The organism is Bacillus sp. NTK034 (assembly GCF_017303275.1).
Taxonomy (GTDB): domain Bacteria; phylum Bacillota; class Bacilli; order Bacillales; family Cytobacillaceae; genus Cytobacillus.
The window spans coordinates 41,306-55,294 of the sequence record NZ_JAFKOJ010000003.1; the positions used below are offsets into that span (position 1 = coordinate 41,306).

14 protein-coding genes and 1 pseudogene are annotated in these 13,989 nt (G+C 40.8%); 11 read left to right on the plus strand and 4 right to left on the minus strand.

Annotation, left to right across the window (positions count from 1 at the left end):
* Window positions 1-24: 24 nt before the first annotated feature.
* Window positions 25-504 (minus strand): DinB family protein, encoded by a 480-nt coding sequence (locus JI665_RS10960; RefSeq protein ID WP_206839375.1) that lies wholly within the window; start codon window positions 502-504, stop codon window positions 25-27.
* A gap of 224 nt (window positions 505-728) precedes the next feature.
* Here JI665_RS10960 and JI665_RS10965 point away from each other — a divergent pair, with 224 nt between their 5' ends.
* Window positions 729-1,337 (plus strand): hypothetical protein, encoded by a 609-nt coding sequence (locus tag JI665_RS10965; RefSeq protein WP_206839376.1) that lies wholly within the window; start codon window positions 729-731, stop codon window positions 1,335-1,337.
* A gap of 10 nt (window positions 1,338-1,347) precedes the next feature.
* Here JI665_RS10965 and JI665_RS10970 read toward each other — a convergent pair whose 3' ends face one another.
* Entirely contained in the window at window positions 1,348-2,226 is an 879-nt protein-coding gene (locus JI665_RS10970; protein WP_206839377.1) for an AraC family transcriptional regulator, read from the minus strand.
* Window positions 2,227-2,329: 103 nt separating this feature from the next.
* Between JI665_RS10970 and JI665_RS10975 the strand changes: the two genes are divergently transcribed.
* The 5 genes from JI665_RS10975 (at window position 2,330) to JI665_RS10995 (ending at window position 9,008) form a co-directional block, all read left to right on the plus strand.
* Entirely contained in the window at window positions 2,330-3,283 is a 954-nt protein-coding gene (locus JI665_RS10975) for an EamA family transporter (RefSeq protein WP_206839379.1), read from the plus strand.
* A gap of 375 nt (window positions 3,284-3,658) precedes the next feature.
* Window positions 3,659-4,660 (plus strand): LLM class flavin-dependent oxidoreductase, encoded by a 1,002-nt coding sequence (locus tag JI665_RS10980; RefSeq protein WP_206839381.1) that lies wholly within the window; start codon window positions 3,659-3,661, stop codon window positions 4,658-4,660.
* Between the two features lie 500 nt (window positions 4,661-5,160).
* Entirely contained in the window at window positions 5,161-6,723 is a 1,563-nt protein-coding gene (locus tag JI665_RS10985) for a spore germination protein (RefSeq protein ID WP_206839382.1), read from the plus strand.
* Between the two features lie 24 nt (window positions 6,724-6,747).
* Window positions 6,748-7,839 carry a spore germination protein gene (locus tag JI665_RS10990; RefSeq protein WP_206839383.1) on the plus strand — a complete coding sequence of 364 codons (1,092 nt, stop codon included), beginning with the start codon at window positions 6,748-6,750 and terminating at the stop codon, window positions 7,837-7,839.
* Entirely contained in the window at window positions 7,836-9,008 is a 1,173-nt protein-coding gene (locus JI665_RS10995; protein ID WP_206839384.1) for a Ger(x)C family spore germination protein, read from the plus strand. Before JI665_RS10990 ends, JI665_RS10995 begins: the two co-directional genes overlap by 4 nt.
* 33 nt (window positions 9,009-9,041) lie before the next feature.
* Here JI665_RS10995 and JI665_RS28565 read toward each other — a convergent pair whose 3' ends face one another.
* A complete protein-coding gene (locus JI665_RS28565) occupies window positions 9,042-9,773 on the minus strand; it encodes a hypothetical protein (protein WP_244671153.1) in 732 nt (243 codons plus the stop codon).
* Between the two features lie 139 nt (window positions 9,774-9,912).
* Here JI665_RS28565 and JI665_RS11005 point away from each other — a divergent pair, with 139 nt between their 5' ends.
* Window positions 9,913-10,917 (plus strand): LysM peptidoglycan-binding domain-containing protein, encoded by a 1,005-nt coding sequence (locus JI665_RS11005; protein WP_211202531.1) that lies wholly within the window; start codon window positions 9,913-9,915, stop codon window positions 10,915-10,917.
* Window positions 10,918-10,950: 33 nt separating this feature from the next.
* Here the strand turns inward: JI665_RS11005 and JI665_RS11010 are convergent, their stop codons facing one another.
* Complete coding sequence (locus JI665_RS11010) at window positions 10,951-11,175, minus strand: hypothetical protein (protein WP_206839385.1); 225 nt, start codon at window positions 11,173-11,175, stop codon at window positions 10,951-10,953.
* A 194-nt stretch (window positions 11,176-11,369) separates the two neighbouring features.
* Here JI665_RS11010 and JI665_RS11015 point away from each other — a divergent pair, with 194 nt between their 5' ends.
* The 4 genes and pseudogenes from JI665_RS11015 (at window position 11,370) to JI665_RS11030 (ending at window position 13,923) form a co-directional block, all read left to right on the plus strand.
* A complete protein-coding gene (locus JI665_RS11015) occupies window positions 11,370-11,795 on the plus strand; it encodes a VOC family protein (protein ID WP_206839386.1) in 426 nt (141 codons plus the stop codon).
* Window positions 11,796-11,886: 91 nt separating this feature from the next.
* Window positions 11,887-12,434, plus strand: a pseudogene (locus JI665_RS11020) (GNAT family N-acetyltransferase).
* A gap of 232 nt (window positions 12,435-12,666) precedes the next feature.
* Window positions 12,667-13,323 (plus strand): DUF6944 family repetitive protein, encoded by a 657-nt coding sequence (locus JI665_RS11025; RefSeq protein ID WP_206839387.1) that lies wholly within the window; start codon window positions 12,667-12,669, stop codon window positions 13,321-13,323.
* A gap of 12 nt (window positions 13,324-13,335) precedes the next feature.
* Complete coding sequence (locus JI665_RS11030; RefSeq protein ID WP_206839389.1) at window positions 13,336-13,923, plus strand: DUF6944 family repetitive protein; 588 nt, start codon at window positions 13,336-13,338, stop codon at window positions 13,921-13,923.
* Window positions 13,924-13,989: the final 66 nt, after the last annotated feature.

Genomic DNA, 13,989 nt, shown 5'->3' on the forward strand with positions numbered 1-13,989 from the left:
TCTCAACAGTCTTTTCATAGATATTTAGTCCAGCATAGAAGAAATGGATCGATAGATGCGTTTGATTGTTTCCATATGCATCGCTTCATGATAAAATCCAAACAGAAATGCCTCTCCAGTTGTGTGAAAAGTTATTCCGCCGCGGTTTGTAAATGGTCTGGGCAGTTTTTGATGAAGACGTCCATGAAGAAATGTCTGTATTCTGGGTTTTTGTTCAGATAAGACAGATGAAATTTCATCAAATGAAGGCGGTGTTTCGGTCCAATCTGCAGGCTTTGTTCCAGCGCCAAATAACCGTTCATAGTTCAGCGGGACGTTCATTTCTTCACCGGATATTCCAAATACCAGCTTTTCCTGCACAAATGCAATGTGACCGAAATTCCAGCGGATACTATTGTTGAATCCTTCGGGAATGATATCAGATTTTTCTTCAGGAATACTTTTGATCGATTTTTCAGTTATGCCCCGCACTGTTTCCATATGGTGAAAAATAGTCTGTTCCAAATAAACTCACCCTCCATATTCATGCTCACTGCATAAAGTTCTAGACTTCCACTTCATTTTCCTACATTTATATTTATTTTTATCTAAAAGTGCTATGAATGAAAATTATTCCATTAGCCATAAGTCTCAAGCCCTAGAAGCATATACAGCGCTGGCTTCTTAATCTATAGACCGTGTTTCTTTATTATAAAAATATAATCATAATTTTGATAAGGAGATACGTTATGTCTAATCAAAAAATCTATATACTCCTTACGGATACCGGAACGTTATTTACCCGGCTTATTAAGCTTTACACAAGAAAGCCGTATAATCATGCATCTATCTCACTTGATCCTGAATTAAAAGAAGTATACAGTTTTGGCAGAAAAACGGCGAAAAATCCATTCATAGGCGGTTTTGTTAAAGAAAATATCCGGGGAGAATTTTTTTGTGACTCAAGATGTACGATTATTAGCTGTTCTGTTACAGATGCACAGCAGAGTAAGCTTAAAGCATTCATAAATAAGATAGAAACTGAAAAAGACAATTACGGCTATAATCTGCTGGGGCTTTTTGCAATCATGTTTAATAAACAGCTCTCAAGAAATAATGCTTTTTTCTGCTCACAATTTGTAGCAACTGTCCTGCAGAGGTGTGAAATTGTTCATTTTACTAAACCGCCGTCGCTGATTATACCGCATGAGTTTATGGAAATGGAAGATTTCCATGTTGTATATCAGGGAAACCTGAAAGAGTATTTTTTGAATATAGACAGCCGGACATTAGAAATAAACACATATATTTCAGCCCCCGGGCAGGAACAGTTCGGACAATCAATGGCCATTTCCTGATGTGCTGCAATTAATTTCGATTCTTTTTATACGCTAAAGGTGTCATATTCATAGACTTGCGGAATTTTTCTATAAAGTAACTGCTGCTGTTGAATCCTACTTTAAAAGCAACTTCTGTGACATTGGAGTCTCTTTCTTGCAGCAGGGGGAGACTTTTTTGGATGCGATAATGAATCAAGTAGTTAATGGGTGTCGTCTTTAAGATTTTTTTAAAGTATCTGCAGCATTCGGAATTGTTCAGCCTGCCAGCTTTGGCGATATCAGCAAGCGTGACTTTTTCAGCGAAATGCTGATGGATCCAATTCAGCATTTCCTTCATCCGCTTATGTTTTTCCACTTCAGTCTGGCTGTATTCCAATTGGAATCCGTTTCTGATTAACTGCTGCCAAATGAATGTCAGCAGACTGGTTATGTTAATCTCGTAAAATGGAGAATTGTCATTAATTAATTTCTTGATTTCCATCATGCTTTCTAATATGCTTTTTCCCCAATCCTCGCTGGGTTTCAGGATGATGTATGGGAGATTTGTTGCTGATATATATGGAAAAATATAGCTGCTGTATAATTCCTCTGGAAGCAGGAAATGAGGGGAGACATTTAAACAAATATATACGCAATCTCCGCTAACATCCTCGGCCGAATGGAGACATCCGCTATTGATGAAAATGCCCTCACCTTCTTTAACCGCCAATTTCTCCTCATTTATATGGACCATAGCATCGCCTTTTACTGACAGGATAAATTGAATCTCCTCATGCCAGTGCAAAGGGATTTTACCTTGTATATTATCTGCAATCTTCGTTTCGTAGCAGGCGACAGGCAGCACCACTGTCCTGTGGCTGGTAAGCTCTTTCAGGCTTTCATCCACTTTAAAATCTTTAATCTGCAAAATGCCACCTCAATATAGTTATATTTTTTTATTGTATTTAGCTATTTTTATCACAGCATTTGGCTTATTATAACACTATTATTATATTTAAGGTGGAATTTACATGAGGGGTCGTTCAAGGAGTACCGGTTTATTGCTTGTTATTTTTGGAGCTTCATTTTGGGGTGTTGGCGGAACAGTTGCGCAAAAGCTTTTTCAGGAATTTGGAATCTCTGTTGATTGGCTTGTTACTGCCCGTCTGCTGACAGCAGGTGTTCTTCTGTTAGCCGTTCAATTTCTGCTGAAAGACCGCTCACAGGTATTTGGAGTCTGGAAAAATAAAAAGGCAGCCATCATGCTCTTGATCTTTGGTCTCGCAGGAATGCTAGCCGTGCAGTATACCTATATGGCATCCATCCATCATGGCAATGCGGCTGTTGCCACACTGCTTCAATATCTGGCACCTGCTATGATTATCATTTACCTGGTTTTACGGAAACAAACGGTGTTTTCAAGACAGGATTTTGTAACAATTACCCTTGCCCTGTCAGGCTGCTTCTTTCTTTTGACCAACGGTTCTGTTTCTCAGCTGTCCGTACCGGCACCGGCCATTGTCTGGGGAGTTCTATCTGGTGTGGCACTGGCGTTTTATACTTTGTATGCCGTCCCGCTGCTGAAGGAATATGATTCCCTTGTCGTGGTTGGATGGGCGATGGTCATTGGCGGATCTGCATTGAGTTTCATCCATCCCCCATGGCAAATGGATTTCGGCAGCTTATCGGCCGAAGCATTCCTGTATTTGGTTTTCGTAATTATTTTTGGAACAATGCTTGCGTTCTGGTTCTATATTGAAAGTCTCCAAACCCTTTCTCCAACGGAAACCAGTCTGTTAAGCAGCCTGGAGCCCCTCGCTGCAGTATTTACTACTGTTATCTGGCTCAATGAACCATTCGGCATGTTCCAATGGGCGGGTACAGCCTGTATCTTTGGAATGATTCTGCTGCTGGCTTTGAGTAAAAAGGAACCTGCAAAGAACAGTGATTGTCCTGAGAACGAAGAACCGTTAAGAGTAAGCTGATAACCAGCCCCTATAGAAGGGGCTGGTTTTTTCATACTTAGGCTGTGGGTAAAATCTGATGTTGGACATGGATACAATTTCGCTCATAAAATAGGGTTCCCGCTCATAACCCGAGGATAATCGCTCATAAAATAGGATTTTCGCTCATAACCCGAGGAAAATCGCTTATAAAATATGGTTTTCGCTCATAACCCGAGGAAAATCGCGCATAAAATAGCATTTCCGCTCATAACCCGAAGAAAATCGCTCATAACCTTTATAATTTAATTCTTAATAAATTCTCCTCTATAATTTTGCTCACACTAAGCATTATATTTTCCTAAATTTATTTCGGTTGTTAAAATAAAATCAATTCTTCATGAAGGAGATAATAAAATGACAAATATACAAATACCTGTTTCTGTTTTGAATCTTGCCCCAATACGAGAGGGGAAGGAAAGCAGACAGGCGATCGAGGATCTGGTTGATCTGGCTCAGGCAACAGAGGTGATGGGCTACAAACGCTATTGGATTGCGGAGCATCATAATACTCCGACACTGGTCAGTTCTGCCACTGCTATACTTATAAAGCATGCATTGGAACATACAAAAACCATTCGAATCGGCTCCGGCGGAATTATGCTGCCTAACCATGCACCATTAGTTGTTGCCGAGCAGTTCGGAACGATGGCGACCATTTATCCGGATCGTGTCGATCTTGGTCTTGGAAGGGCACCTGGTACGGATATGATGACGGCTAATGCGCTTCGCCGCTCGAAAAATGATTCTGTTTATACATTCCCGGAAGATGTGAAGCAGCTGCTGACATACTTTGGTCCATTAGAGGAGCAAAGTTATGTAAAAGCACACCCGGGAGTGGAAACGAACATTCCAATTTATATTCTTGGCTCTTCGACAGATTCTGCCTATTTGGCTGCTGAGCTGGGGCTTCCTTATGTATTTGCCTCACACTTTGCGCCAAGATGGATGGAGGATGCCATCCGGATCTACCGTGCCAACTTTAAGCCTTCTAAGTATCTCGATAAACCATATATGATGGTTTGCTTAAATGTCATTGCAGCGGAAACGGATGAGGAAGCCGAATTCTTATCAACCACGATGAAGCAGTTCTTCTTGAATGTTGTCAGAGGAACTTCCATGAAATTGAGCCCGCCAGTTGAGGACTTGGATTCGATCTGGAACCCAATGGAGAAGGAAGCGGCAGAGGGAATGTCAAGCGTGACCTTTATGGGGAGCAAAGAAACAGTCAAAGGGCAGCTGGAACAGTTCCAGGATATGTACAATGTTGACGAAATCATGGCGGTTTCTTATATCTATGATGAAGAAAAACAAAAACGATCATATGAAATATTCAAAGAAATTACAGACGGCAAATGAGCGGGGAAATTATTCCCCGCTTTTTTCATTTAATATTTGTTAAAGTTTTAAACTTCGATAACTGTCTAGTGCAAGCAGCATGCCCCCTTTAGGTGTCGGGGCGGGCAAGGCGCTTTGCGCTTTTCGTATTTCTCGGGAAAGCGCAGGATTAGACTTTTCTTGCGCTGAAAGGTCGGAAAATGGCTCTTTGTGGCGAAATGGATACGCTTACATAAAAAAACAAAAAAACTGCATTGAGAGCTCTATAAAAATTTCTTTAAACATGGTATTTGAATGGATGTTTGAATGAATGAAGTGGAAGCCTAATCACATCAGTAATAATTCCTGTACCGTTCAGCAGCATTTTAGCTGATTTAAAGGGTGAATAAAATGTGGAAAGCTATCGTTTCCCATCTGCCTGATTGGGAGATTCTCTTCCAGAGTTTTGCAGTGCTAATTGTACCTTTAGGGATTTCAGCATTATTTCGCAAAATCGGGCCTTCAAAGGATGGTTCTTTAAAATGAAAATTTACCAGATAAAAAAGAAACCACTAAAAAACAGCATCAGGAAACATGGCGGGATAAATGAAGGTGAAACTGCTTATAGCCTTTCTGGTGATATTCATAAAGATCTGGAAGTATTCGAAAAGGAGATTGGCCATAATTCAGACGTTCATTTTCGGGAGTTTAATATTGGGCTGACGAGTATTCGGGGTGCACTAATCTTTATTGACGGCCTTTCAGATAAAGAGCTGATTGATAAACATATCATGAAGTCGCTAATGCAGGATTTTACAGATACACAGCATTATGGCAGCCATGAGGTAAATGAGAAATTCACAGTCGATTATATAAAAAATCATATTCTATCCCTCAGTGATATTTATACTGCCTCTATTATAAAAGAAACGGTACCGCAAATCTTAAAGGGCTCTGCTGTACTTCTCCTGGATGGATCCTCAAAAATGCTTATATTGGGTACCGCAAAGGGGAAAACACGAAATATTGAAGAGCCTGTTTCCGAGCAGGCTGTCAGAGGGCCGCGTGAAGGCTTCACAGAAAATCTTAGTGATAATACAGCTCTATTAAGGAGAAATGGAGGAACGGAAAAGCTGATATTCACAAAGTTTATAGTCGGAAAGCGCTCAAAAAAGGACCTTATTGTTGCTTATATTGAAGATATTGCAAATCCATCAATAGTTGAGGAAGTAAAATCGAGAATCAGGGAAATTGACATCGACAATGTGATGGAATCAGGGTATGTAGAACAGCTTATTGAGGATAATTACATTAGTCCATTTCCCCAGGTGCAGAATACTGAACGGCCTGACAGGGTAAATGCTGCTTTAATGGAAGGGAGAGTGGCCATTTTGCTGGATGGCACCCCATTTGCACTCCTGGTTCCTGTAACATTCAGCATGATGCTTCAAGCCTCTGAGGATTATTATGAACGCTGGATTTCCGGCTCGCTCATCCGATTATTGCGTTTTATTGCCATCTTTATATCTCTTTTTGGACCTGCGCTGTACATATCTTTTGTCTCGTTCCACCAGGGACTGATCCCGACTAAATTAGCGATGTCCATTATCGGCACCAGGGACGGGGTTCCTTTTCCTTCTATAATAGAAGCTCTGATTATGGAAGTGGCAATAGAAATTCTTCGTGAGGCCGGGCTGAGGCTGCCAAAGCCAATTGGCCCTGCAATCGGCATTGTCGGCGCTTTAATTATTGGGGAAGCAGCAGTTTCAGCAGGAATCGTAAGCCCAATTATGGTCATTGTTGTTGCGGTTACCGCCATTTCATCTTTTGCTATTCCTGAATATAGCTTAGGGATTTCTCTGCGCTATCTTCGTTTTGCCTGCATGTTTTTTGCTGCTGTTTTTGGTTTATATGGAGTTATTTTGTTTTTCCTTTTTATCAGCAGTCATTTAGTCAAGCTCAAGAGTTTTGGTGTCCCCTATATCAGTCTGGCCGTTCCTTACCGGCTTAGTGACTGGAAGGACTTTATCGTACGATTCCCTTTAAAAGTATTGAAAGAAAGGCCAAGTATGTTTCATCCAAAAGATCCGACTCGGAAAAGATAGACTATTTCACAGGAGGTTATCCGCTTGAAAATCGGTTCAAAGGAGAAGCTTTCAAGTCTTCAAGCAGCTGTCATCCTGGTTAATTATATTCTTGCTGCAGGCATACTTACCTTACCGCGATCATCAGCAGAAAAATTGAAATCGCCTGATGTTTGGATAACAGTAATTCTAGGCGGTCTATTAGCTATGGGATCAGGGGTAATAATCGCGAAGCTTAGCCAAAGGTATCCTGGCAGGACCATTTATAAATATAGTCAGGAAATAGCAGGCAAATGGATCGGCAGTTTCCTCAGTCTGGTCATGGTCATTTATTTCTTTAGCCTTGCTGCCTATGAAGTAAGGGTACTTTCAGAGGTAACAAGTTTATTTTTGCTTGAAGGCACCCCTATTTGGGCGATCATTATGCCATTTATGTGGATAGGCCTTTATCTCATCGTCGGGGGCATTGACCCAATTGCCCGTCTATTTGAACTGATTCTTCCGATTACCGTAATCATTTTTCTAATTGTCATCAGCATGAGTATGGGAATCTTTGAACTTGATAATCTCCGTCCGGTTTTAGGTTCAGGAATAACTCCTATTATAAAAGGTGTGAGTACGACAGTTGTCGCTTTCTTAGGAATCGAGATTATGCTTGTCATTGTCGCTTTTATGGATAAGCCATCACAGGCAGTGAAGGTAGTCTTAGTTGGCACAGGAACTTCAATGTGCTTTTATTTGATTACAGTGGTTATGGTTATTGGAGCACTGTCTGTGGATGGCGTCTTAACGAAAACCTGGCCAACGATAGATCTGATCCGAAGTTTTGAAATCCAAGGGCTCATTTTTGAAAGATTTGAGTCTTTATTGCTGACTATTTGGATCATGCAGATCTTTACAACCTTTACTATCACCTTTTATGCAGCTTCGCTGGGTCTTTCTCAAATCTTTAAAAAGAAAATCGGACCATTTCAGTTTGGCCTGCTGCCTGTTATTTACCTCATAGGAATGATTCCTGCCAATATGAATGAAGTGTTTGCAATGGGCGATATGATTGGAAATACGGCTCTTTTATTATTTGGTGTTTTGCCCATCGCCTTGCTTATCATTTCAAAAATAAAGGGTGGTAAAGCATGAAACTGACTCAGAAAGTCCTGCTTTTTATACTGGTGGTTATATTTTTATCCGGCTGCTGGAGCAGCAAGGAAATCGAGGAGCTTGGACTTATAATAGGTACGGCCATTGACTTGGACAATGAAGGGGAATTTGAAGATCGCCAAAGAGGCATGACCAATGGTGATGTTTTCAAATTGACGAATCAGCTTATTACGGCAGAGACAGCCAATAATGCAATGAATGGCGGGCAATCACAAGTGAGGGCATATAAAAATATTACGGAAACAGGAGATGCGGTTCTCCCTGCTTTGAGAAATATGATTCTGCGAATTGACAAACGTGCTTTTGGAGAACATGCCAAAGTCATCGTTATTGGGGAGGAACTTGCCCGCAGCTATAATCTTGAACAGGTGCTCGATTTTTTTCGCAGAGAACAGGAGATGCGGCCAAGTACGCTAATTGTTATTGCCAAAGGCAGTGCAAGTAAAACCCTGGAATCTGCCGAGGCAACTGTTATTCCTGCAATCCAGGTTGTCGAAATGGTACAAGGTATGGAACGGACCACGAAAATCCTTACTCCCACGCCAATAGCCAAAATAGAAGGGCAGCTGAATTCAGGAAATAGCTTTCTCTTGCAGACAGTTGCGACAGAAAATAATGATAGAAAGCTTACAGGTGCTGCAATGATTGACGGAAATACGAAGACTCTCCGTGCATTCTTGAATGATCAGGAAACTGAAGGAGTATCCTGGATAACAGGGAAAGGGAAAGGCGGGCTTGTAAGGAGCTATGATGATGAAGCGCATCTGCCAATTGTATATGAGAGTTTATCGATGAAAAGTAAAATAAAACCCACTGTAAAAGGAGATTCGATTTCTTTCACGGTTAAAATTGAAACTGAAGGGCGTATAGGTGAGCATTGGGATATCAGTGGAAAAGCATTTGACAGCAAGTACATGAAAAGGGCGGAAAAAGCTGCAGAAAAAGAAATTGAGCGTCTGGTAAAAAATGTATTAGCGAAAACACAGGAAGAGTATAAAATGGATGTCATGGGATTTGGAAGAACTCTTCAAATCAGTTATCCTCAAGTGTGGAATAAGGTTAAAAATAATTGGGATGAAACGTTTAGTGAGATTCCGGTTAAATTCAGCATTAACGTATCAATAAAAGAAATGGGGACATCAGGCTAAGTTGAAGGGCAGCTGCGGCTGAGTGCAGCTGCCCTAATATGTTTCTATATTTTCTTCTCTATAAAGGGCAGGGTTGGCCGCAGTATTCAAACTCTGTGCAGACGCCCACAAATTCGCCAGAAAGCGCGGCATCATCTGCTGTGAAGGAATAATACCATATCTTGAAAAGTAAACAAACAGTTTCAAATAAATTCTAGCATTATTCGGCAGGTGTATTTCCCTGGCATAGTAATCATTTTCCGTGATGGTCGCAAAAGAACGTGTCTCAAATCCTGAAATAAACCGTGTGCTTTTACCCTTGTATTCATTTTGGATATAATGGATTTTTTTAATTATCGCGGGATCATCCGAACCATCATAATTGGCCATTCTTGCCTGTCGAAATGCAGGGACAGAAGACAGGTTATCTGATAAAGCAAAAGCGTGCCCGTATGCTTTATCATGTCCTTCGTATAACGGCCTGATTTGTATTTTCTCCATTAAATCCGCTAGGGGCAATTCCTCCTTCTTTAAATAGGGCGGCCTGAAGATCTGTCTGGAAAGCTTAAGCTCATCCAGTGAATCACAAACGAATGAAGTGAAAAAATACCACTGCCCATTGTCATCCATGCTGACATCATAATCCTGCCCATCTTTTTCGAGCCGGTAATCGATAAAGCGGTCTTCACGGTCGAAAGTAAAATCTGATTGTTCTATTTCTGCCGGCCTAAATCCACCAGGAATCTGAACATGTACACAAACCTCTGAGAAGTAATCATTTTTCATGCTGATACACACCTTACATTTTTTTTTAGTTTTCCCTGCTATAGAAAATACCCTGCAGATTTTTGGTCATGCCAAAAAGTTAGGATAAATTCCTTTAGTTAAATAAAAATAATAAAAACGAATGGAAAGGACATTGAGAATGAAAAAATGCATTTTTCTAGTCTTTAGTCTTGCATTAATCTGGCAATTCAATTGGATCTCTGTACATGCAGAAAACAATCCCCGCAATATTTATGAGGTAAAGCAGGGGGATACCCTGACATTAATTGCAAAAAAATATGGATCAACCACAGGGGACTTGAAGCAATACAACGGTTTGCAGTCAGACAGGCTTTTAATAGGGCAAAAGCTCCGTGTTCCAATCATGTACAAAGTAGCACACGGAGATACACTATGGATGCTGGCGGAAAAATATGATTCAGCCGTGCCGATTATTAAGTCAGCAAATGGGCTATCATCCAGTTCCATAAATGCAGGGCAAAAGCTAAGGATTGTTCCCAGGAAATTGTCCATGAATGGAAAGTTTGTCATCATGACAAGAGAGGAATTCCGGGATTGGATATTCAATCAGAAGTTCACGAGAAAAGTGGCTAAAGTTCAGCAGCATCACACTTATCAGCCTTCTTACAAACAGTTCAATGGTTCAAATCATTTTGCTTTAATGAAGGGAATGGAGGAGTATCATATAAGCGGCATGAAGTGGAGTATGATCAGCCAGCAGCTGACGACTTTCCCGGATGGAAAGGTGGCAGTGGGGAGGCCGTTCGATATAGCACCGGAAGGATCATTTGGACTTCAGAATAAAGAAGCTATGCACAAGATTGAAGCGGATGCGATAGCGATTGAAAATCTTGGGAATTTTGACGATAATCATATGACTGCTGAACAAAAAGAAACAATCGTGACAGTCACAGCTCTCCTGATGATGAAATATGGCCTGGCACCATCCATAGACAGCATCACCTATCATCATTGGTGGGATATTAACTCCGGTGAGCGGGTGCTGGACAGCAGTCATGGGCATGCTGTGAAAACCTGTCCCGGCACCGAATTCTTTGGCGGGAATTCGACTGCAAGCGCTAAGAATAATTTTTATCCTCTAATCAGGAAAAAAATGCAGGAAATCAGAGAAACATTGCACTAATATGAAAAACCCGCAGAATTTGGCGGGTTTTTCTCATCGCTTTTTCTTTTTCTTTTTATCATCTTCTGCTGCAAGCTTCGCTTTATTCACACTTTCAAGCTCTACCTGAATATGGATTTTTCTTTCCTCTACTGCCGTTACACTGGTCACTTTGCCTTTTCGTCCTTTGATCTTAACCTCTTCACCTTCATTTGGAACACTGTTGCGAAGCTGATTTAATAAAACATTTCTCCCATCAAGATAATACACCGTAAACACTCTCATCACACCTTTTTTCTATGGAATGTGGTACAAGTTATTGCACCTTTCCTATAAAATATAGAATTAGTGAATAAAATAGACCGATTATATTTATTTTTTTAAAAAACAGTTGCGAACGTATGTTCTTTGTAGTAAAATCAATTTTGTAATAAATGTTAAGAAAAATGAAAAAATTAGGGGAGCTGATTAAGATGACAGTTAAAGTGATTCCATATTTAGTGATGGACGGAAATGCGACTGAAGCAATTGAATTTTACAGAGAGGCGCTGGAAGCGGAAGTTCTGTATAAGCAAACATTTGAGGAAGGGCCGGAAAACCCTGAATATCCACTTCCAGAAGATGCAAAGAACCGCATTATGCATGCAACTTTAAAGATTGGGGAGAACGAACTCATGTTTAGCGATACATTCCCTGGCCAGAGTCATCAAATAGGCAATCAGGTGACCATTTGCCTCTCTACATCAGATTCTCAAAAATCGAAGAAATTTTTTGAAGCACTGCAGCAGGACGGACAAGTGACGATGCCTCTTCAGGAAACATTTTTCAGCCCTGCATATGGCAGCGTAATCGACAAATTCGGAGTGAATTTTCAAATCTATACAGAAGGCGACCATTAATTAACTGTATGAGCCATTCTTTTATGGAGGAGAAATGGCTCTTCTTCTTGAACTTCGTGATATTTCTCAAGATAAAAAGAGAGGGAATTTTATGATTATAAAACCAAAAGAATACATTGTTAAAAATTTTAACTATATTATAAGATCTGCTGTCGAGGAAGATGCAAAGGAACTATCTGCAGTAAGGGTGGAGAAACGGAGAACATGGACCGCGAAGCAGGCGAAGCATACATAGATGAAACTGATTTTAAGGAGTTAGTTAATAAAGATTCCATTAGTGGCCGGAATCTATTTTTGGTTGCTGAAGTGAATGGGAAAATTGCCGGCTTCTCCAGATGTGAAGGCAGCGAACTGAAAAGAAGCGGGCATAAAGTGGAATTTGGAGTATGTGTACTCAAGGAATTCTGGGGCTTTGCTATTGGAAAAAATCTTTTAGTTCAGTCTATTCAATGGGCGGACTCCAATCATATTAAGAAGATTACTTTAAATGTTCTTGAAACAAACGAGAAGGCGATTAAGCTTTATGAGCAAAATGGCTTCGAAATTGAAGGAATATTAAAAATGGATAAACAGCTGTCTGATGGCAGATATTACAGCACCATTGCAATGGGAAGGATTAATAACAAAACTCTAAGCTGAAAATTTTTGCTTGTATCAATGGAAGATGCGAACACTTGAAGGAGCAAAAGTATAAAGCACAGCGGACTCATCCCGAAGCATTTTGGTTCGCTGTTTTCTTGGCTATCAAATCCCAGTCTGCATTCTAATTCATTTTATCGGACCCCGGACTGCTTCCCATCATTTACACAACTCCGTACCCCTTATTTATTAATTGAATATAATTTAACATACGTCAGCTAAGGAGTATGTTATGGACAATCAACTAAAAGAGATCGTCGGAGCGACTTTAGCTGCGATCGGAACGATCATTTCAGCTGTCTCAACCATACCCGCAAAGTCAGAAAAAATGGAAAAACTCTTTGATGGCCTTGATATCGTGGGAAACAGCCTCCAAGGAACAGGTAACGCTCTTCAGGCGGATGGGCAAAGCGGACCGTCACTTGAAAAGGTCGGGAATGAGATACAGGCAATCGGAAACAGTACTGTCATCGCCGGATTAACTTTAGACTTAGAGGATGAAAATGAAGAGAAATTAGTGATCGCAGGAAACTGGCTTCAGGCTCTTGGCGGAGCGGCAGCACTTGGAGATGAATTTGAAGATCCCACTGCAGCCGGTCAGATTTTTAATATAAATGGCAATCTACTTCAATCGATTGGCAATTCCCTTCAGGCATATGGGGGCACGATAAATCTCAAGGAAAAAGAGCTGGGAGAATCGGGAGACAGCGCAAATAATATTATTGCCGTTGGAAGCTGGATTCAGGCTGTCGGCTCTGTTTTATCAGTAATTGGCCAGATTCAGGAGGAAAATCAGGAGATAACTTCTGATAGCACTTCTGAGAGCAGTGAAGAAAACAATGAAGCTGACTCAAAACCTTCTGTGTGGCTAAATGAAGAACTTCTTTAGAGAGGGGTAATCATGTATCTTGAAGGAGATGATCTATTAACTATCGGAGCGTATTTTTTGGTTGCGGGCACATTTATTTCTGCGATTGGTGAAACCATGAAGCCAGATGAAAACAATTTCAACAAAAAATTAATACGCGACGGAAACGGAGTCCAGGCAGTTGGCAATAGCCTGCAGGGATTTGGAAGAATAAGCGTGGCTGAAGTTAATGAAGAAGCTGCTAATTTATATGGAATTATCGGTAGCTTTACACAGGCAGGCGGCAATTCAATCAACACAGCTGCAAACAATATCGAAATTCAAAATCCATCAGTCTCTGTGTCAGGCTTTAATTCACTGGGCAGTACCATTCAATCGATGGGGGCAGCATTGGAAGCTGCGGGAGTGGCAAACGAGGAGAACAATATTCTCAGCAATCTCGAGACACTGGGCTACTCATTAATATCCGTATCGGCCATCCTTGACGCTTTAGGAATTCTTATAGAAGATGAAGAGAGCATACAAAAAAGACTGCTTCTGGCAGCAGGGGGATGGCTGGAATTCATTGGTGCTTCTCTGGGCGCTTATGTTATAATCCAGGCAGCTGATGAAACTGTATGATTTTGCTGCATTAATAAAGAAAATAACCTGTTATCATGATGATATCAGTTGATATGTGTCGAATAG

Coding starts and splice junctions, on each gene's coding strand:
- JI665_RS10995 (WP_206839384.1), top strand. CDS start 7,836: ATGAAACTGACTCAGAAAGTCCTGCTTTTTATACTGGTGGTTATATTT.
- JI665_RS11030 (WP_206839389.1), top strand. CDS start 13,336: ATGTATCTTGAAGGAGATGATCTATTAACTATCGGAGCGTATTTTTTG.
- JI665_RS10965 (WP_206839376.1), top strand. CDS start 729: ATGTCTAATCAAAAAATCTATATACTCCTTACGGATACCGGAACGTTA.
- JI665_RS11025 (WP_206839387.1), top strand. CDS start 12,667: ATGGACAATCAACTAAAAGAGATCGTCGGAGCGACTTTAGCTGCGATC.
- JI665_RS28565 (WP_244671153.1), bottom strand. CDS start 9,773: ATGAAAAATGATTACTTCTCAGAGGTTTGTGTACATGTTCAGATTCCT.
- JI665_RS10985 (WP_206839382.1), top strand. CDS start 5,161: ATGAAAATTTACCAGATAAAAAAGAAACCACTAAAAAACAGCATCAGG.
- JI665_RS10980 (WP_206839381.1), top strand. CDS start 3,659: ATGACAAATATACAAATACCTGTTTCTGTTTTGAATCTTGCCCCAATA.
- JI665_RS11015 (WP_206839386.1), top strand. CDS start 11,370: ATGACAGTTAAAGTGATTCCATATTTAGTGATGGACGGAAATGCGACT.
- JI665_RS11005 (WP_211202531.1), top strand. CDS start 9,913: ATGAAAAAATGCATTTTTCTAGTCTTTAGTCTTGCATTAATCTGGCAA.
- JI665_RS10975 (WP_206839379.1), top strand. CDS start 2,330: ATGAGGGGTCGTTCAAGGAGTACCGGTTTATTGCTTGTTATTTTTGGA.